This is a genomic window from Leifsonia shinshuensis, assembly GCF_022606355.1.
In the GTDB taxonomy this organism is placed as follows: domain Bacteria; phylum Actinomycetota; class Actinomycetes; order Actinomycetales; family Microbacteriaceae; genus Leifsonia; species Leifsonia shinshuensis_B.
The window spans coordinates 381,402-400,111 of the sequence record NZ_JAHHZQ010000001.1 but is presented as its reverse complement, the minus strand read 5'-3'; the positions used below and the strand labels follow the sequence as shown (position 1 = coordinate 400,111).

General features: G+C 70.4%; 17 protein-coding genes and 1 tRNA gene. 16 read left to right on the top strand and 2 right to left on the bottom strand.

What is annotated here, in order from left to right; translation table 11 throughout:
* Positions 1–6 precede the first annotated feature (6 nt).
* The 11 genes from dusB (at position 7) to KNO15_RS01985 (ending at position 13,496) form a co-directional block, all read left to right on the top strand.
* On the top strand, positions 7–1,230 hold the full coding sequence (gene dusB / locus KNO15_RS02035; RefSeq protein WP_241701729.1) for a tRNA dihydrouridine synthase DusB: 1,224 nt from the start codon (positions 7–9) through the stop codon (positions 1,228–1,230).
* A 25-nt stretch (positions 1,231–1,255) separates the two neighbouring features.
* Positions 1,256–2,518, top strand: coding sequence for a deoxyguanosinetriphosphate triphosphohydrolase (locus KNO15_RS02030; protein WP_241702659.1), 1,263 nt, complete (start codon positions 1,256–1,258; stop codon positions 2,516–2,518).
* A 76-nt stretch (positions 2,519–2,594) separates the two neighbouring features.
* On the top strand, positions 2,595–3,635 hold the full coding sequence (locus tag KNO15_RS02025; RefSeq protein ID WP_241701727.1) for a DUF4282 domain-containing protein: 1,041 nt from the start codon (positions 2,595–2,597) through the stop codon (positions 3,633–3,635).
* Positions 3,636–3,681: 46 nt separating this feature from the next.
* Positions 3,682–5,565, top strand: coding sequence for a DNA primase (gene dnaG / locus KNO15_RS02020; RefSeq protein ID WP_241701726.1), 1,884 nt, complete (start codon positions 3,682–3,684; stop codon positions 5,563–5,565).
* Positions 5,566–5,821: 256 nt separating this feature from the next.
* The gene (locus tag KNO15_RS02015; protein WP_241701725.1) at positions 5,822–7,456 is read left to right on the top strand and encodes an ABC transporter substrate-binding protein; all 1,635 of its coding nucleotides are present in this window, start codon (positions 5,822–5,824) and stop codon (positions 7,454–7,456) included.
* A gap of 78 nt (positions 7,457–7,534) precedes the next feature.
* Positions 7,535–8,632, top strand: a complete 1,098-nt coding sequence (locus KNO15_RS02010) for an ABC transporter permease (RefSeq protein WP_241701724.1) — start codon at positions 7,535–7,537, stop codon at positions 8,630–8,632.
* A 1-nt stretch (position 8,633) separates the two neighbouring features.
* The gene (locus tag KNO15_RS02005; protein ID WP_241701723.1) at positions 8,634–9,707 is read left to right on the top strand and encodes an ABC transporter permease; all 1,074 of its coding nucleotides are present in this window, start codon (positions 8,634–8,636) and stop codon (positions 9,705–9,707) included.
* The gene (locus KNO15_RS02000) at positions 9,704–11,392 is read left to right on the top strand and encodes a dipeptide ABC transporter ATP-binding protein (protein ID WP_241701722.1); all 1,689 of its coding nucleotides are present in this window, start codon (positions 9,704–9,706) and stop codon (positions 11,390–11,392) included. The genes KNO15_RS02005 and KNO15_RS02000 overlap by 4 nt, the downstream gene beginning before the upstream one ends.
* A 10-nt stretch (positions 11,393–11,402) precedes the next feature.
* Positions 11,403–12,248 carry an ATP-binding cassette domain-containing protein gene (locus KNO15_RS01995; RefSeq protein WP_241701721.1) on the top strand — a complete coding sequence of 282 codons (846 nt, stop codon included), beginning with the start codon at positions 11,403–11,405 and terminating at the stop codon, positions 12,246–12,248.
* Between the two features lie 95 nt (positions 12,249–12,343).
* The gene (locus KNO15_RS01990; protein WP_241701720.1) at positions 12,344–13,345 is read left to right on the top strand and encodes a D-isomer specific 2-hydroxyacid dehydrogenase family protein; all 1,002 of its coding nucleotides are present in this window, start codon (positions 12,344–12,346) and stop codon (positions 13,343–13,345) included.
* Between the two features lie 78 nt (positions 13,346–13,423).
* Positions 13,424–13,496, top strand: a tRNA-Asn gene (locus KNO15_RS01985).
* On the opposite strand, the gene KNO15_RS23455 is transcribed toward KNO15_RS01985, so the two are convergent.
* Complete coding sequence (locus tag KNO15_RS23455; RefSeq protein WP_374113148.1) at positions 13,458–14,063, bottom strand: acyltransferase family protein; 606 nt, start codon at positions 14,061–14,063, stop codon at positions 13,458–13,460. The two genes, KNO15_RS01985 and KNO15_RS23455, sit on opposite strands and share 39 nt — an antisense overlap.
* Positions 14,064–14,213: 150 nt before the next feature.
* On the opposite strand from KNO15_RS23455, the gene KNO15_RS01980 reads away from it, so the two are divergent.
* The 5 genes from KNO15_RS01980 (at position 14,214) to KNO15_RS01960 (ending at position 18,099) form a co-directional block, all read left to right on the top strand.
* A complete protein-coding gene (locus KNO15_RS01980; RefSeq protein WP_241701719.1) occupies positions 14,214–14,417 on the top strand; it encodes a hypothetical protein in 204 nt (67 codons plus the stop codon).
* A 363-nt stretch (positions 14,418–14,780) separates the two neighbouring features.
* Positions 14,781–16,040 (top strand): sensor histidine kinase, encoded by a 1,260-nt coding sequence (locus tag KNO15_RS01975; protein ID WP_241701718.1) that lies wholly within the window; start codon positions 14,781–14,783, stop codon positions 16,038–16,040.
* Complete coding sequence (locus KNO15_RS01970; protein ID WP_241701717.1) at positions 16,037–16,699, top strand: response regulator; 663 nt, start codon at positions 16,037–16,039, stop codon at positions 16,697–16,699. Before KNO15_RS01975 ends, KNO15_RS01970 begins: the two co-directional genes overlap by 4 nt.
* 128 nt (positions 16,700–16,827) lie before the next feature.
* The gene (locus tag KNO15_RS01965) at positions 16,828–17,139 is read left to right on the top strand and encodes an SHOCT domain-containing protein (RefSeq protein ID WP_241701716.1); all 312 of its coding nucleotides are present in this window, start codon (positions 16,828–16,830) and stop codon (positions 17,137–17,139) included.
* Positions 17,140–17,223: 84 nt separating this feature from the next.
* Entirely contained in the window at positions 17,224–18,099 is an 876-nt protein-coding gene (locus KNO15_RS01960; RefSeq protein WP_241701715.1) for a sensor histidine kinase, read from the top strand.
* Positions 18,100–18,115: 16 nt separating this feature from the next.
* Here the strand turns inward: KNO15_RS01960 and def are convergent, their stop codons facing one another.
* Positions 18,116–18,682, bottom strand: a complete 567-nt coding sequence (gene def, locus KNO15_RS01955; RefSeq protein WP_241701713.1) for a peptide deformylase — start codon at positions 18,680–18,682, stop codon at positions 18,116–18,118.
* Positions 18,683–18,710: the final 28 nt, after the last annotated feature.

Below are 18,710 nucleotides of genomic sequence, written 5' to 3'. Positions count from 1 at the left end.
ATGCAGATGTCTACTACCGCAACCCTAGCCTCCCGCACGGAGACGAGCCCTCGGCATGCCGATCCGAGCTCCCGCTTGGCCATCGGCCCGCTGGCGCTCGACGTTCCGGTCGTCCTCGCGCCTATGGCGGGGATCACCAACACCGCCTTCCGCCGACTCTGCCGCGAATTCGGCGCCGGTCTCTACGTGAGCGAGATGATCACCTCGAGGGCGCTGGTGGAACGCACGCCGGAGTCGCTCCGCCTCATCACGCACCACGAGTCGGAGACCCCGCGCAGCATCCAGCTGTACGGCGTCGACCCGAAGACCGTCCGCGAGGCGGTCACGATGCTCGTCGCCGAAGACCGCGCCGACCACATCGACCTCAACTTCGGCTGCCCGGTGCCCAAGGTGACCCGCAAGGGCGGCGGAGCGGCGCTGCCGTGGAAGCTGAACCACTTCCGCGAGATCGTGGAGGGCGCCGTCGCGGCCGCCGGCGATATCCCGTTGACCGTCAAGATGCGCAAGGGCATCGACGGCGACCACCTCACCTACCTCGAGGCCGGCAAGGCGGCGGAGGGCGCGGGGGTGGCGTCGATCGCGCTTCACGCCCGCACCGCGGCGGAGTTCTACTCGGGCCACGCCGACTGGTCGGCGATCGCCAAGCTCAAAGAGACGATCTCCGGCACGCCGGTCCTCGGCAACGGCGACATCTGGTCGGCGGCCGATGCGATCCGCATGGTCGACGAGACCGGGTGCGACGGCGTGGTGGTCGGTCGCGGCTGCCTCGGCCGGCCCTGGCTGTTCGGCGACCTCGCCGCCGCGTTCCGTGCGCGCTCCGGTGAGCTCAGCGCCGAGGAGGCCGCGCTCGCGCAGGCGCACCCGACGCTCGGCCAGGTGGCGGCGACCTTCCGCCGCCACGCGGAGCTGCTGGTGGAGTTCTTCGAGAGCGAGGAGCGCGGCTGCCGCGACATCCGCAAGCACGTCGCCTGGTACTTCAAGGGCTATCCGGTCGGCGGCGACCTGCGCGCGAGCCTGGCGACCGTCGACACCCTCGCCCACCTGGATGACCTGCTCGCCACCCTCGACTGGAGCCAGGAGTATCCGGGTGAGGCCGCGGAAGGCCAGCGCGGCCGTGCCGGCTCTCCGAAGCGGCCGGCGCTCCCCGAGGGCTGGCTCGACAGCAGGGAGCTCGCCGGCAGCGCCCGGGCGGAGGTCGCAGAGGCGGAGGTGCACAACAGTGGCGGATAACGCGGCACGTTCGACCGTGACGCCGATCGCCGGCGCTGACGTCCCGGCCGACGGATACAGCGAACGGGACGCCGAGCGCTGGCTCCCCGAGCACCACTCGAGCAGGCGGAGCGACTTCGCGCGCGACCGCGCGCGGTTGCTGCACTCGAGCGCTCTGCGGCGGCTGGCCGCCAAGACGCAGGTGCTCAGCCCGACCGCAGGGCTCGACTTCGCCCGCAACCGGCTCACCCACTCCCTGGAGGTCGCCCAGGTCGGCCGCGAGCTCGCCACGAGCCTCGGCCTCGACCCCGACATCGTCGACACCGCGTGCCTCGCGCACGACATCGGCCACCCGCCGTTCGGCCACAACGGCGAGCGCGCCCTCAATTCGTGGGCCGAAGACATCGGAGGTTTCGAGGGCAACGCGCAGACCCTGCGCCTGCTGACCCGCCTCGAGCCGAAGGTCTTCGGGCGCGACGGCCGTGCCTACGGCCTCAACCTGACGCGAGCGAGCCTCGACGCCAGCTGCAAGTACCCCTGGCCGGAATCGAACGCGGTGGCGGACCCCAGCGGGCGTGCCAAGTTCGGCTTCTACGCCGACGATCACGCCGTCTTCGAGTGGATGCGCGACGGCGCTCCCGACCGCACGCGCTGCATCGAAGCCCAGGTGATGGATCTGTCGGACGACATCGCGTACTCGGTGCACGACTTCGAGGACGCCGTCGTCAACGGCTACATCGACGTCGCGGCGCTGAGCAGCCGCGTGGACCATGACGACCTCGTCCGCTCGATGTACGAGTGGGTGGGCGGCGAGTTCAGCCACGACGAGCTGATCGCCGCGTTCGACCGCCTGGACAGCCTCGACATCTGGCTCGAGGGCTGGAACGGCAGCAGACGGGCGCAAGCTCATCTCAAGAACCTCACCAGCCAGCTGATCGGCCGCTTCGCGCACGCCGCGGTGCACGAGACCAAGCTGACGGCCGGCGGCGTCGAGTTGCGCCGGTTCGGCGCGGATGTCGTCGTGCCCGACGCGATCCGCGCCGAGATCGCCGTGCTCAAGGGCATCGTCGCGACCTTCGTGATGTCTCGCAACACCCGTCAGCCCATCTACGCGCAGCAGCGCCAGATCCTCACCACCCTCGCCGACATCCTGCTCGCGCGCGGGCCGCAGGAGCTCGACCCCGGGTTCCAGGAGGACTGGCATCAGGCGGCGGGCGACCGCGAGCGCAAGCGGGTGGTGGTCGACCAGGTCGCCAGCCTGACCGACCAGTCGGCGCTGAGCTGGTACGAAAGGCTCGTGCAGCACTGACCCGGCGCGCCGCGCGCAGGCTTGAAACGGCGGCCCGGGTGCAGAATGCTTGAGGCACGGCATCGGAGGGAAACGAATGACCAGCGCACAGCCACCGTCGAACGGCGACAGGCCCGCAGCGGGCCAGGAGGCCGCTCCCCAGGAGGCCGGTTCTCTGCCCACTTCGGAGGGCACAGCAGCTCCGGGGTCGCCGACCGTGCCGGCCCCCAAGCGGACCACCGCGCGCCGCACTCCTGCCGCGAAGAAGCCGGAGGACGCGGAGAACCCGGTCAAGCGCACGCCGTCCGCGCGCAAGCGCTCGACGGCCACGCCACCGATCTCGCCGAACGGCGAGGCGCCCGAGATTCTCGACGCCATGCTCGGAAAGGCCGCCGCGCCCGCCGCTGCGGACACCTCCGCTTCGCCGGCGGAACCGGTCGCGAGCTCGCAGAATCCTGACGAGCGCGCCCCGGAGCCGCCGGAGACCGAGACGGCGGTCCTGCCATCGGCCACAGACTTCTACCGGGAGCCGACGGGGGAGACCGAGGTGCTCGCACCCACCGATACCGCGGTCGCCGACCAGCTCGCGGACGAGGACGCTCCCGTTCCCGCGCAGACGATCCCGCTCCAGGCGGCGGACGAGGACGTGCTGGCCCCCGCGGCGCGCGCAGACACGACGTCGCCGGCTGCTGGCACGTCGCCGGCCGCCGCAGGTGGACCGGCCGAGGCCTCCCCGCCCACCGAGGGCACCGCAGCGGCCGGCCCCGACGGCGAGACGGCCGGGCGGCAGGGTCGCAGCATGAACGACCTGGCCGACCGTCTCGACGACTCGCGCTTCTTCTCGTCGCTGTTCGATTTCACCTTCACGAGCTATGTGACACGCAAGCTCGCCGGCCCGGTGTACGTCGTCGGCCTGGTGCTGATCGGCCTCGGGATCGTGGTGGGCTTCGCGAACAGCCTCGGCATCGCGATCGCCGCCGACTCCCCGGGCGGAGCGTTCATCTTCCTGCTGGGCGTGCTGGTGACGCTCGTCGCGGCCATCCTCGCCGTGCTGCTGCTGCGGGTCACGATCGAGGTCTTCTGCGCGATCATCGAGATCGCCCAGAACACGCGGCGCCGGCGCCCCCCGCGGGAGTAGCGGCGTCCCGCGCCGGAAGGTCGTACCCGATCACTAGAATCGGATCATGGCCGGCCGGATACGACAGAGTGACATCGACGAGGTCAAGGCCCGCACCAACATCGCCGACATCATCGGCGACTACGTCAGTCTGAAGCCGGGCGGCGTCGGCTCTCTCAAGGGGCTCTGCCCGTTCCACGACGAGAAGAGCCCGAGTTTCAACGTGCGTCCGGGCGTCGGGCGGTACCACTGCTTCGGCTGCGGCGAGGGCGGCGACGTGTACGCGTTCCTCGTCAAGCTCGACCATGTCTCGTTCACCGAGGCCGTCGAGCGGCTCGCCGGCCGCATCGGCTATCAGCTGCACTACGAGGAGGGCGGGGGAGGCCCGAGCGAGTCGAGCGGCAACCGCGCCCGCATCCTCGCCGCCAACAACGCGGCGGAGGAGTTCTTCCGCGAGCGCCTCGCCGCTCCCGACGCCGACCCCGGCCGGCGCTTCCTCGGGGAGCGCGGCTTCGACGCGGCGGCCGCCTCGCACTTCGGTGTGGGTTTCGCCCCGAAGAGCTGGGACGAGCTCACCAACCACCTGCGCACCAAGGGCTTCACGCCGGACGAGCTGCTCGCCGCCGGGCTCGTCTCGCAGCGTGATCGAGGCGTCTACGACCGGTTCCGCGGCCGGCTGGTCTGGCCCATCCGCGACATCACCGGCCAGACGATCGGGTTCGGCGCGCGCCGGCTGCTCGATGACGACAACGGCCCGAAGTACCTCAACACTCCCGAGACCGCCGTCTACAAGAAGACCCAGGTGCTGTACGGCCTCGACCTCGCCAAGCGCGACATCTCGCGTCGAGACGAAGTCGTCGTGGTGGAGGGGTACACCGACGTGATGGCCTGTCACCTGGCCGGGATCACGACAGCGGTCGCAACCTGTGGAACGGCGTTCGGCGTCGATCACATCAAGGTGATCCGACGGGTGATGGGCGACGACAGCAGCAGCGGGTCCGTCATCTTCACCTTCGACCCCGACGCGGCCGGCCAGAAGGCGGCGGCACGCGCCTTCGGAGAGGAGCAGCGCTTCTCCGCGCAGACCTATGTCGCCGTCGGTCCGGATGGTCTCGACCCCTGCGACCTGCGGCTGGCGGGTGGCGATGACGCGGTCCGCCGCATGATCGACAACCGCAAGCCGATGTTCGAGTTCATGATCCGGCAGGTCGTGGAGCGTTTCGACCTCGACACGGTGGAGGGCCGTTCGTCGGCGCTCCGCGCGGGCGCGCCGATCGTCGCGACGATCCGCGACCCCGCCTCGCAGAACGGCTACACGCGCGAGCTGGCGCGGCTCTCCGGCGCCGACCTCGACGACGCGCTGCGCGCCGTCCGGTCGGCCCAGCGCGGGCAGCGCGGCGACTCGGGCGGTCGGGGCGCGTCCGCGGCGCCCCAGCAGTCCCCGTCGCCGGGCCCCGCCGGCGAGCAGGGCACGGCCCAGCCTGCGCCGGCGCCTGTCGACCCGACCGACCCGACGCAGCGCACGGAGCGGGAGAGCCTGATGGTGCTGCTCCAGCTGCCCGCGGAGGTCGGTGCAGAGCGGGCGGCGCGCGCTGTGCAGGTGCCGTTCGTCAACCCGACGCACGCGGTCGTGCGCGACGCGATCGCCAGCCAGCTGCCCTCGTTCGCCGACCCGGGATGGGTGGATCGCATCCTCGCGGAGGTGCCGCCGGCGTACGAGCCGACCGTGAACGCGCTGGCGGTGGCCGCGCTGCCGCAGGCCGGTTCCGACGCCGGTCGATACGCGCGCTCGATCCTCGACGGCCTGATCGACCGCGACCTCCTGCGCGAGAAGGCCGAGCTGACCTCCCGTCTGGCGCGCACCGACCCGCAGAACGCGGATCTTCGACGGTCGTTGCAGGTGGCGCTGTCGTCGATCGACCAGGAGCGGATGCGGCTGCGCGGCGAGTAGTCCGCCGGCGGGCGACGGTGGGCCAGTCCGGCCGGGCGGCATAAGGCACCGGTGCACCCCGACGACGGAATCCGCGTCATCCTGCACGAATGCGCGCGATATTGTTGCGTCGATGTAAAGATTGCGCCGCGATCCGCGGCAGGATGCGCACTCCACGCGGCATTCATGCTAGGACTGTGGCAACGCGATTCGGCGACGAGGCGCTCGCGTGCGCTCGGCCGTCTCAGTGATCCCACCAAGGAAGAGGTAATCGGATATGAGATCCGTTCACATCGGCGGACGGCGCCTGCTCGCCGTCTCAGCGGCCTTCGCGGCCGCGGCGCTGGTGCTCGCGGGCTGCTCGGGGAGCAACAACAGCTCCGGCGGCTCCAGCGGCGGCACGCTGACCATCGGCACGACGGACAAGATCACGTCGATCGACCCGGCAGGGTCGTACGACAACGGCTCGTTCGCCGTGATGAACCAGGTCTACCCGTTCCTGATGAACTCGCCCTACGGCAGCCCGGACGTGAAGCCGGACATCGCCGAGAGCGCTGCGTTCACGTCGCCGACCGAGTACACCGTGAAGCTGAAGCCGAATCTGAAGTTCGCGAACGGTCACGCGCTGACCTCCGAGGACGTCAAGTTCACCTTCGACCGTCAGCTGAAGATCAACGACCCGAACGGCCCCGCGTCGCTCCTGGGCAACCTCGACAGCGTGAGCACCCCGGACAAGACCACAGCAGTGTTCAAGCTCAAGGTGCCGAACGACCAGACCTTCGCGCAGGTGCTCTCGAGCCCGGCCGGCCCGATCGTCGACCACCAGGTCTTCTCCGCCGACAAGGTCACCCCGGACAACACCATCGTCAAGGGTCACCCGTTCGCCGGGCAGTACGACATCACGAGCTACGACTTCAACAACCTCATCGCGTACAAGGCGAACCCGAACTACCAGGGCCTGCTGGGCAAGCCGGCCACGGACAAGGTCAACGTCAAGTACTACGCGGAGTCGTCGAACCTCAAGCTCGACATCCAGAAGGGCGCCATCGACGTGGCGTTCCGCAGCCTGTCGGCGACCGACGTCCAGAGCCTCGGCACCGACAAGAACGTCAAGGTCGTCAAGGGCCCGGGCGGTGAGCTCCGCTACATCGTGTGGAACTTCAACACCCAGCCGTACGGCGCCACCACTCCGGAGGCCGACGCCAAGAAGGCCCTCGCCGTGCGCCAGGCCGCTGCCGACCTCGTCGACCGCGCGACCATCGCCAAGCAGGTCTACAAGGACACCTACACCCCGGTCTACTCCTTCGTCCCGCAGGGCCTGACCGGCGCCACCACCGTCCTCAAGGACCTCTACGGCGACGGCAACGGGGGCCCGAGCCTCGACAAGGCGAAGGCCGTCCTCCAGGCGGCGGGCGTGACCACGCCGATCGCGCTGAACCTGCAGTACAACCCGGACCACTACGGCCCGTCCTCCGGCGACGAGTACGCACTCGTCAAGGAGCAGCTCGAGAACGGCGGACTGTTCAAGGTCAACCTGCAGTCGACCGAGTGGGTGCAGTACTCCAAGGACCGCGTGAAGGACCTCTACCCGGCGTACCAGCTGGGCTGGTTCCCGGACTACTCCGACGCGGACAACTACCTGTCGCCGTTCTTCAGCAAGGACAACTTCCTCGCGAACCACTACGACAACCCCGAGGTCCAGCAGCTGATCACCCAGCAGCTGGGTACCACCGACCCGACCGAGCGCACCAAGCTCATCGAGGAGATCCAGGCGAAGGTGGGTGCGGACCTGTCCACCCTGCCGCTGCTTCAGGGCTCCCAGGTCGCCGTCGTGGGCAAGAACGTCTCGGGCGCCGACAAGACGCTCGACCCGTCGTTCAAGTTCCGCTACGCGGCTCTGTCGAAGAGCTAGGCCGCACCTCACGGCCGAACGGGGGCGGCTCGCATCTGCGGGCCGCCCCCACCCACGAACCACCCACGATTGGCTTCCATGACAGCGACGGTCAGCGGCCAGGCGGCGCCAACGGCGTCCGGCCCAGAACGAACCACGGCGCGTCGACGCTCGGGAGGCGGCCTCGGTCGTTACATCCTGATCCGCGCCCTCCTCATCATCCCGACGATCTTCATCCTCGTCACAGTCGTCTTCTTCCTGATGCGGTCCACGGGCGACCCCATCACGGCGGCGCTCGGCGGCAAGCTGCCTCCCGCGCAGCTGCAGCAGCGCATCCACGAGGCCGGGTACGACCGGCCGCTGCTCGTGCAGTACTTCGAGTACCTCGGGCAGATCCTCCGCGGCGACTTCGGCACGACCTTCACCGACCATCAGGCGGTGACGCAGGTGCTGCTCACCTATGGCGCGGCGACCCTCGAGCTGGCGTTCTACGCGCTCATCGTCGCGTTCATCGTCGGCATCCCGCTCGGACTTCTCGCGGCGTACTTCCGCGACCGGTGGGGCGACGCCTCGCTGCGCATCTTCGCGATCCTCTGCTACGCCACTCCGGTGTTCTTCGTCGGCATGGTGCTGAAGCTCGTGTTCTCGATCTGGCTGAACGTGCTCCCCGTCGCCGGTCGCGCGTCCACCAGCTCGGAGATCGAGATGCAGACGCTGCCCAACAAGACCGGCATCTACCTCATCGACGCGTTCCAGACCGGCGATCCCGCCGTCGTCGGCGACGTGCTCCTGCACGCCGTGCTGCCGGCCGTGACCCTGGGTCTGCTGACCGCGGGCATCTTCCTGCGCCTGGTGCGTACGAACGTGATCGGCACGCTCTCCACCGACTACGTGGACGCCGCCCGCTCGCGCGGTGTGAGCGAGAGCCGGCTGGTGCGCAAGCACGCGTACCGCCCGGCGCTCATCCCGATCATCACGGTCATGGGCCTTCAGATCGCCCTGCTGCTCGGCGGCGCGATCCTGACCGAGACGACCTTCGAATGGAAGGGTCTCGGCTTCCAGCTGTCGCACTACCTGCAGGCACGTGACTTCGTCGCCGTGCAGGGCATGGTCGTGCTGCTCGCCGTCATCGTCGCGCTCACGAACTTCATCGTCGACATCATCGCGGCGCTCATCGACCCGAGAGTGAGGTATTGACATGGCCTCGGGCACGTCCGGCACCGCTCCCAAGCGGGCCATCTGGAGCAGGCTCCCCGTCGTGCATCAGCTGCGGCAGTCCGTCGGACTGCAACGCGGGATGCTCATCGTGGGACTCGTGCTCACCGGCATCTTCATCCTGACGGCGATCTTCGCGCCGCTCATCGCCCCGTACGGCTTCGCGCAGTTGAAGGACGCGCACGGCCAGTTCGGCTCTCAGCAGCCGCCGAGTCCCGCACACATCTGGGGCACGACCGTCGGTGGCTACGACGTCTTCTCCCGCGTGATCTGGGGAGCGCAGACCGCGATCCTGGTGATCGTCGTCGCCGTGATCCTGTCGATCTTCGCCGGTGTCGTCCTCGGCCTGGTCTCGGGCTACTTCGGCGGCTGGGTCGACCGGGTGCTCGTCGTGATCGCCGACGCGATCTACGCGTTCCCGTCCCTGCTCCTGGCCATCGTGATGGCGATCGTGATCTCGGGCGGGCAGTCCAGCCTCTGGGGCGGCATCCTGGCGGCGGCGATCTCGATCACCGTCGTCTACATCCCGCAGTACTTCCGGGTCATCCGCTCGGAGGTCGTCCGGATCAAGGCGGAGGCCTACGTCGAATCGGCCAAGGTGGTCGGGGCGAGCAACGGGCGGATCATGTTCCGTCACGTGTACCGCAACTCGACCCGCACGCTTCCGCTGATCTTCACGCTGAACTCGTCGGACGCCATCCTGACACTCGCCGCGCTGGGCTTCCTCGGCTTCGGCATCGAGCCGACCGCCGCCGCCGAGTGGGGCTACGACCTCAACAAGGCGCTGTCGGACGTGACGAGCGGGATCTGGTGGACCTCCATCTACCCCGGTCTCGCGATCGTGCTGGTGGTGCTCGGAATCACCCTGGTCGGCGAGAGCCTCAACGACCTGGCCGACCCGCGTCTGCGCGGCCGTCGCCGCGCCGCAGAGGCATCGGGCCTGGTCGCCGAGACCTCCGTCGTCCCCGGCGGCCCCCTCGAGGCGGGCCCCGGCGGCATCGACGGTCTCGAAGGCGGAGAGTCGTTCGACGAGCACGGAATCGAGGTCAAGCCATGAGCGACGTCGTCACCATCGACAATCTGTCCGTGACGTTCGCCACCGACGCCGGCGCGGTGAAGGCCGTCGACGATGTGAGCCTGCGGGTCTCACCCGGCGAGGTGCTCGCGATCGTCGGCGAGTCCGGCTCCGGCAAGACCGTCACCGCGAAGACGATCCTCGGCCTCCTGCCCGAGACCGCGACTGCGTCCGGCGCCGTGGTGCTGCGCAGCAGGGACGGCAGCACGGAATCGGACATCGTGACGCTGAGCAAGCGCGAGCTGCGGGAGGTCCGCGGCACCGACGTCGCCATGGTCTTCCAGGAGCCCTCCACGTCGCTGAACCCCGTCTACCAGGTCGGCTGGCAGATCGCCGAAGGCCTGCGGGCCCACGGGAAGCTGTCCAAGAAGCAGGCGCAGGCGAAGGCGATCGACATCCTCCGCCGGGTCGGCATCCCCGAGCCGGAGAAGCGCGTCAAGTACTACCCTCACCAGTTCTCGGGAGGGCAGAAGCAGCGCATCGTCATCGCCATGGCGCTGGTCCTGAACCCCGGCCTGATCGTCGCGGACGAGCCGACGACCGCGCTGGACGTGACGGTGCAGGCCGAGATCCTCGACCTGTTGCGCCGGTGCCGCGATGAGTTCGGCGCTGCGATCGTGCTGATCACCCACAACATGGGCGTGGTCGCCGATCTCGCCGATCGGGTGGCGGTCATGTACCAGGGCAAGGTCGTGGAGGAGGCCGACGCGCGCACGCTGTTCTCGGCGCCGCAGGCCGAGTACACGCGCAAGCTGCTGGCCTCCGTCCCGCGGATCGGGCAGGGCGCGATCGCGACCCAGGACCGTGCGATCGCGCGGGCCGAGCGTCCGCAGGAGGCGCCCGTGGTCTCGGCGCGCGACCTGCGGATCCAGTACCCTGGCCGCCTCGGCCGTCCCGGCTTCGTCGCGGTCGACGGCGTGAGCTTCGACATCCGCCCGGGAGAGGTGCTGGGCCTCGTGGGCGAGTCCGGTTCGGGCAAGACGACGATCGGCCGCGCCATCGCCGGACTCGGCAAGGTCACCGACGGCTCGCTGAAGGTTCTCGGCATCGAGATGAACGGCGTCCGCGAGCGGCAGTTCCGCAAGGTGCGCAGCGATCTCGGGTTCGTCTTCCAAGACCCGGCGTCGAGCTTCAACCCACTGCTGACCATCGCCGACTGCGTCGCGGAGCCGCTGGTCGTGCACGGCAAGGCGTCGTCGCCGGCGGAGGCCCGCGGGCGCGTCGACGAGCTCCTGGAGGCCGTGCAGCTGCCGCGCACGTACGGCGATCGGTACCCGCACGAGCTGTCGGGCGGTCAGCGGCAGCGAGCGAGTCTCGCCCGCGCGCTCGCCCTCGAGCCGACGCTGCTGATCGCCGACGAGCCGACTTCCGCGCTCGATGTGTCCGTGCAGGCGCGCGTGCTGGAGCTGTTCTCGGATCTGCAGAGGGAGTTCGGCTTCGCCGCACTGTTCATCAGCCACGACCTCGCGGTCGTCGACCTCCTCGCCGATCGCATCGCGGTGCTCCATCGCGGGCGGCTCGTCGAGGAGGGCACGGGAGCCGAGGTGCTCGGCAACCCGAAGGAGACGTACACGCAGCGGCTGCTCGCGTCCCTTCCCGTACCGGATCCGGTCGAACAGGCCGACCGGCGGGAAGCCCTGCGCGCCTTGCAGGAGCAGAGCGCCTAATGTCGAACATGTGAGTCCCGATCCCGCCATCCTCGTCAGCGACCTGTCCGTCGAATACCCTGCGCGCGGGACGAGCCAGTCGTGCGTCGCCCTGCGCGGGATCAGCTTCCGCTTGGAGGCCGGGCAGTCGATCGGGGTGCTGGGCGAGACGGGTTCGGGCAAGAGCACGCTGGCGTCGGTGCTCGCCGGGCGGGGGCTTCCCCTCCGTTCGGGCGAGCCGGGCCCGCGGATCAGCGGCGGGGACGCCACCGTTCTCGGCCATTCGCTCCGGCACGCCCGCAAGCGTGACCTGGCCGAGGTGACCTTCCACGTGGGCTACCTGCCGCAGGAGGGCGCGGCCACCCTGGAGCCGACGCTGTCGGTGCAGGACAACGTCTCCCTGCCGATCTTCGAACGGGATCACCACTACAGTCGCCGGGCCGCGGGGGAGCGGGCCGCGTTGATGCTCGACACGGTGCACCTGCCGCTCAGCGTCCTCACCAAGTACCCCTACGAGCTGAGCGCGGGGCAGCGGCAGCGCGTCGCGCTTGCCAAGGCGCTCGTCCTCGGCCCGCAGGTGCTGGTGGTCGACGAGCCGACGGCGGGCATCGACGCGACCGTGCGCGACGCGGTCATCGACCTGCTGGCCCGTTTGCGCGAGCACGCCGGGTTCACCGCCGTCATCGTGAGCCACGATCTCGCCGTGCTGCGTCGCGCGACCGACGTGTCGATCGTGCTGCAAGGCGGGCGTCCCGTCGGCTACGGGCCGATCGAAGAGGTGCTCGCCGATCCGTCCCACCCGTTCGTCCGCGGCCTTGCGGACGCTCTGAAACCGCCTCAGCGGCGTACCGAACGCCGCCCGCAGCGCGCGAGCTGACCCGTCCGGCGTCGTCGGATCCCGGAGACGATCCGACGTCGCACCGCCGACCTCGCACCGCCGACCTCGCACCGCCGACCTCCAGGAGGACCACCATGGCAGACCGCCCCCCTCAGCATCGAGCCGTCCTGGCGCCCGACAGCGCGCCACTCGCCCCGCAGGACAGGCCGGAACCCGGCCCCATCGCCGTGCTGCCGACCGCGGAGCCGTCGTTCGTCGAGGCGGTGGAGGCAGCGGGCGGAACGGTGGAGCCGCTCTCCGACCGCACGCGCGGCGTGGTGTGGCTCTCCAACAAGGACGCTGCGGCGTTCCCTCCGATCCTGGCGGCGCATCCCGGCATCGGCTGGGTGCAGCTGCCGTTCGCCGGCGTCGACGCGTTCTCCCGGATCATCGCCTCGGAGGACCGCCGCGGCCTGGTGTGGACGAGCGCGAAGGGCGCGTACGCCCAGCCGGTCGCCGAGCACGCGCTCGTGCTTGCGCTCGCGCTGATGCGGGTGATCCCGAAGCGCGTGCGCGCGAGGTCGTGGGCGACGGTCGAGGAGGGCCGTTCGCTCTACGGGCGCGATGTCGTGATCGTCGGAGCGGGAGGGATCGCCCTCGAACTCATGGTGCTGCTGGCGCCGTTCGGCGTGAGGGTGACGATCGTGCGCCGGTCGCCGGACCCGGTCGAGGGCGCGGAGCGCACGGTGACGACCGACCGGCTCCTCGACGTCCTCCCCGACGCCGATGTGGTCGTGGTCGCGGCGGCGCTGACCGGAGGGACCCGTCACTTGTTCTCGGATGCCGAGTTCGCGGCGATGAAGTCGACGGCCTACCTGGTGAACGTCGCCCGCGGCGGCCTCGTCGACACCGACGCGCTGCTGCGTGCGCTCCGAACCGGCGCGATAGCCGGAGCCGGCATCGACGTCACGGACCCGGAGCCGCTGCCGGATGGGCACCCCCTCTGGGACGAGGAGGCGTGCCTGATCACGCCGCACCAGGCCGACACCTCCGAGATGATCGCTCCGCTGCTCGCCGAGCGTATCGGTGCGAACGTGCGTGCGTTCCTCGATACGGGCGCGTTCGTGGGTCGGGTGGACCCGGCGGCGGGCTACTGACAGCGACGCGCGCGGGATGCCCGGCCGATTTCTCTCGGTGGTCGAAGTCTTGCTAGAGTAGCTTCGCTGATCAAGCATTCCTCGATAGCTCAATTGGCAGAGCAGCCGGCTGTTAACCGGCAGGTTCTTGGTTCGAGTCCAAGTCGGGGAGCATTCGAGGCCCGGACGCGAAAGCGTCCGGGCCTTTCTGTTTCCCGCCGAGATTTCTCGCGCGTGCGCCCAGCGCGGCGAGGAGTCGACCGACGCGTCGCGACAGCCCGATCGACGGCTGTTCCACGACCCGGTAGAACAGCGCGGCCACGAGCAGGATGGCGGGCACGAGAGCGACGGCGATCGGGACCCACGGCCACCACCCCGAGACGCCGACCAGCAGCGCGGCGGCGACGAGGATCGGCTCGTGCACGAGGTAGAGGCTGAACGAGCGCTTGCCCACCCATTGCACGGGGCGTGCCTCCAGCGGCCGTCGGGCGGGGCTCGCGAAGGCGAGGGCGACGATCGTCAGCACGCCGACGAAGCTGAGCAGGTAGGCGAACGCCGCGAGCGGTCCCCACCCGGCGGGTGCGATCAGCGAGGGGGAGCACCGGTTCGCCCGGGTGAGCCGGATGAGGACGAACATGAGCGGCATCAGCAGCGAGAACCAGACCTCCCAGGTGAGCGACCAGAGCGGGCTGTTGAGATTCGACGTTCGACGTACACGGAGGAGATCGCGGGGGACCACCAGCGGAGCGTGATAGCCGGCGACGGTGAGCGCAGCGACGCCGCGCAGACCGTCGAGAGAACGGGGGTGAGGCGCCGCGCCGGCAGCACCGGTCGCATGCAGTTCGCGGAATACATCTCCCGTTCACGTGAAACTGAGTATCATTCGGCCATGACTGACAGGGAACCGGAGAACCGAGAGCCCGAAGAGGCCGACGAGCCGGTTGAGGAGTACGAGAACGACGACGCGGAGCGACGCGCATCGCTGGAGCGCGAAGCCGGGTTGACGAGCTTCGGCGGTCCCGCGTTCGGGCCGCTGTTCGGGCGCCCGGACGGCGACGACGGCGAGATCTTCGACGCCCAGCACAACCCGTGAGGTGTATCCCAGGCGTTAGCGATCTCCGAGGGACCGTGTCTCCTCTGGTGGCTCGCTCCGCGAACGGCGGGGCGGTCGACCACCGGAGGTCGTCATGGCGTCTGTCGATGTGGAGTCGGAGGCGCGCGGCCTATCTGCGGAGCGTCGCCGCGTCCATCCACTGCATGCGCTGCGACCGGCGCTGGGCCCCGGAGCGTTGTCGGTTCCTTCCCCTCCCCGGCGTCGCGCCGCTGTGAGCGCAGCTCCGCGAACGTGCCGCAGCCCGTGAGCGAACCGAGGACGGGCTGCGTACTCCCGGGGGAGTAGCCGACAGACTCCCGCAGGGGCACGGCACGAGCGGTGTGGGCTGATTAGCATGAAGGAATGCCCTGGAACCCGCCCGCCGACTCCCACCCGCCAGGGCAGGGCGCCGGCCAGGGCATCGGCCATGACGCCGGGCACGGCGCCGGGCCGGGGAGCGGCTGGGCGCCCGGCTGGGGCGGGCGGCGCCGACCGCCCGGGGCGATCTGGTTCCCGGTGGTGCTGTCGGTGCTCGTGCAGGTTCCCGGCGTCTTCATCGCCGTGCATTCCTCCGCGGGAGACCTGTGGACACTCGCCGCCGTCCTCGTCGCCCTGGCGTCCTCGTTCCTCCTGCTCCTCGGCCGCACACACCCCGGGGCGGTCGTGGTCGCCGTGGCAGCGCTCTGCATCCCGGCGATCGCCCTGACGACCGGGCCTCCGCTCGCGGCCGTTCCGCTCGCCTTCGCCGTCGTCGGCGCCGTGGTGCGCTCGGCGCGGGTCTGGGCCTGGTGGACCGTGGCGGGAATCGCCGTCGTGGGGCCCCTCGGCGCCTACCTGCTGGTGGGACGTCCGGAGGCGGTCATCCGCCCCCTCATCATCGCCCTCGTCCTGACGCTGCTCGTCGGTGTCGGCGAAGCCATCCGCGGCCGTCGGGAGCGCTACCGCGAGGTCTCGCGGCAGGTCGCGGCGCGGCGTGAAGCGGCCGCGGAAGCCGAGCGCCTCCGCATCGCGCGGGAACTGCACGACGTCCTCGCCCACTCGCTGTCGCAGATCAGCGTGCAGGCGGGGGTCGGCCTCCACCTGTTCGACAGCCGCCCGGAGAAGGCGAGGGAGAGCCTGGAGGCGATCAAATCGGTGAGCAGCCAGGCCCTCGAAGAGGTGCGCGGCGTCCTGGGCTTCCTGCGCACGGAGGGCTACCCGGCGGCGCGCGCGCCCGAGCCGGATCTCGCACGCGTGCCCGTACTGGTCGAGACGTACCGCCGTGCGGGTCTGGACGTGCGCTACGAAGACGGGCTCACGTCGGTCCCGTCGGCCGCGACCCAGCTCGCGCTCTACCGGATCGTCCAGGAGTCGCTGACCAACATCGGCCGGCACGCGCAGGCCACGACGGTATCGATCTCGCTGCAGGAGGCCGGTGGCGACTACGTGCTGACGATCGCCGACGACGGCCGCGGCATCCCGGGCGTCGACAGCACGCGGACGCCGGTCGACGGAGGCAAGGGCATGGTCGGCATGCGCGAGCGCGCAGAGCTGCTCGGCGGACGGTTCGATACCCGCGAGAGCACGGGCGGCGGCCTCACGGTCGAGGCGCGGATCCCGCGCTCGAGGACGGAGAGCGCATGATCCGCGTGCTGCTGGCCGACGACCAGCATCTCGTGCGGGCGGGTTTCCGCGCGCTGCTGGAGGCGGAGGACGATCTGGAGGTGGTCGGCGAGGCCGCCACGGGCCGCGAGGCGGTGGAGCTCGCCCGGCGCACCCGTCCCGACGTCGTGCTCATGGACATCCGGATGCCGGACGGAGACGGGCTGTGGGCGACGGGCGAGCTCGCCTCCGACCCGGAGCTCTCGGGGACGCGCATCGTGATGGTGACGACGTTCGAGCTCGACGAATACGTCGCGCAGGCCATCGTCTCCGGCGCGAGCGGCTTCCTGGTCAAGGACACCGAGCCGGTCGAACTTCTGCGCGCCGTCCGGGTGGTCGCAGCGGGTGACGCACTGCTCTCGCCCGGTGCCACCCGGCGCCTCATCGAGCGGGTGGCCGGCGGCCTCCGACCGGCACCCGATCCGGAGGCGTTGCGAGAGTTGACCGACCGTGAGCGCGAAGTGCTGGCCCTGGTCGGCCACGGCCTCACCAATGCCGAGATCGGCGAACGCCTGTTCCTCAGCCCGCTCACCGCCAAGACGCACGTCTCGCGGATCATGACCAAGCTGGCGGCGCGAGACCGGGTGCACCTCGTGGTGGTGGCCTACGAGACCGGGCTGGTGCAGCCCGGCCGGCACTGACCGCCGGCCTGGTGCTCCCGGGGGAGTAGGGCAGGTGTCTCCCGCCGGCGGATTCGCCGGCCGGCCGATCCGGCGAGGCTGAGAGTGGTTCCGCGAAAGCCGCGGACAGCTCACCGATTGGATGCACCATGTTCAGTACGCTCGCCGTCGCCGCCGCACCCTGCGCCGTCGTCGCCTGGGGAAGCGGCCCCTGGTTCGGCTGGTGGTGGTTCCTGATCCCGCTGTTCTGGATCGGGGTCTTCTTCCTGATCTTCGGTCTCGCGGGCCGCCGCTGGCGCCGCGCTGCCGCAGCCCGCGGAGGGTACGGCTGGGGTCCGCACTCCGGCACCCGCGCGGCCGAGCAGACCCTCGCCGAGCGATATGCCAACGGCGACATCGACGAGAAGGAGTACCGCGCCCGGCTGGAGGTGCTGCGCGCCAATCGCGGCGACAGCGCCTGACGGACGGGAGGCCGCACCTCGCGGCGCAGCGCGGCCCGGATATGATCGTCCGGGCCGCGACCGTCGGCCCCCGGAAGGACCAGCATGACACCCCTCGCGATGACCCTCGCCGTCGTGTTCCTCGCGGCGGCCGTCGTGTTCGCGGCGCTCTGGTTCGTGGAGCGCGCCCGCCGCCGCCGCGCGCAGGACGCGCGCGAAGAGCGCGAGTGGGACAGGATCGACCGCGAGCTCGAGGTGGCCGAACAGGCCGGCCGCTTCCGCATCATCGTCGAACTGGGCGATGTGGCGGTCGCGTCCGTGTCCAGGGTGGTGTCGCAGGCCGAGGGGATGCGCTACGCGGCGGGCACCGACCCGGAGACCGCGACCCGGTCGGCGGCGGCGCTGGAGACGTCCGCACGCGATGCCCTGGCGGACCTGCGCCGGCTCCAGAACGCCGCGGCCGATGGCGTGCGCGACTCCGCACCGGCGCCCAGCCTCCACTCCGCAGGCGACCTGTTCCGGGTGATGCGGGAGGCGGGACTCGAGGTGACCTCCACCGAGACCGGGAAGCGGTACGAGCTGCGCCAGGGCGCCGAGCTCGTGGTGTTCCGGATCCTGCAGACCAGCCTCGGCAACGCCCTCGACCACGGCGGCCCCGGCACACGCGCGACCGTCGGATTCGCCTGGACCGCCGACGGCCTCCATGTCACCGTCGAGGACGACGGCATCCGCGCCGCAGCGCGTCGGGCGGGCCTCGATCGCGACGGCGTGGACAAGGCGACGGCCTACAGCGCGGACGACGACCTGCGTGCCGTCACCGAGTTCGTCGAAGGCCCCGACCTCAACGAGCTGCGCGACCGCGTCGCATTGTACGGCGGTGTGATGGACGCGCGAAGCGTTCCGGGGGTCGGCTTCTCGCTGTCGGTGGTGTTCCCCGCGCTCCGCCACCACAACGGCGTGCACGGCGTGCCGCTGCGGTAGAGCGGACAGCGGCCGGTCAGTCCTCCAGGTGGTCGCGGCCGGGCAGCCAGCTCAGACCGGGGACCCCCCAGGAGTTCTTGCGCTGCACCTTCAGCGCCTGCTTGCCGTACGGGTGGTCGAGGCGGTCGACGTAGAGCACTCCGTCGAGGTGGTCGTATTCGTGCTGGAAGATGCGTGCCAGCCAGCCGCCGGCGTGCACGGTGAACGGCGCGCCCTCCAGGTCGACCGCCTCGAGGATCACCCGCTCGGCACGGCGGAGCGGGAACCGCTCACCCGGGAACGACAGGCAGCCCTCCGACTCGGAGTCCTCGTCCGGCTCGCCGACCTCCAGCGGGCTGAGCCACAGCACCGGGTTGATCGCCACGCCCCGGTGCTCCACGTCATCGTCGTCCGTCCAGCCGTAGACGAACAGGCGCAGCGGCACGCCGACCTGCGGCCCGGCGAGTCCGACTCCCGGCGCATCGTCCATCGTCTCGAACATGTCGTCGACGAGCGTGCGCAGCTCGTCGTCGAACGCCGTCACCTCCGCGGCGCGCGTGTGCAAGACGGGGTCTCCGGTGATCCGGATCGGAAGGACGGCCATTCGGCAAGACTATCGGGATCATGTTCGG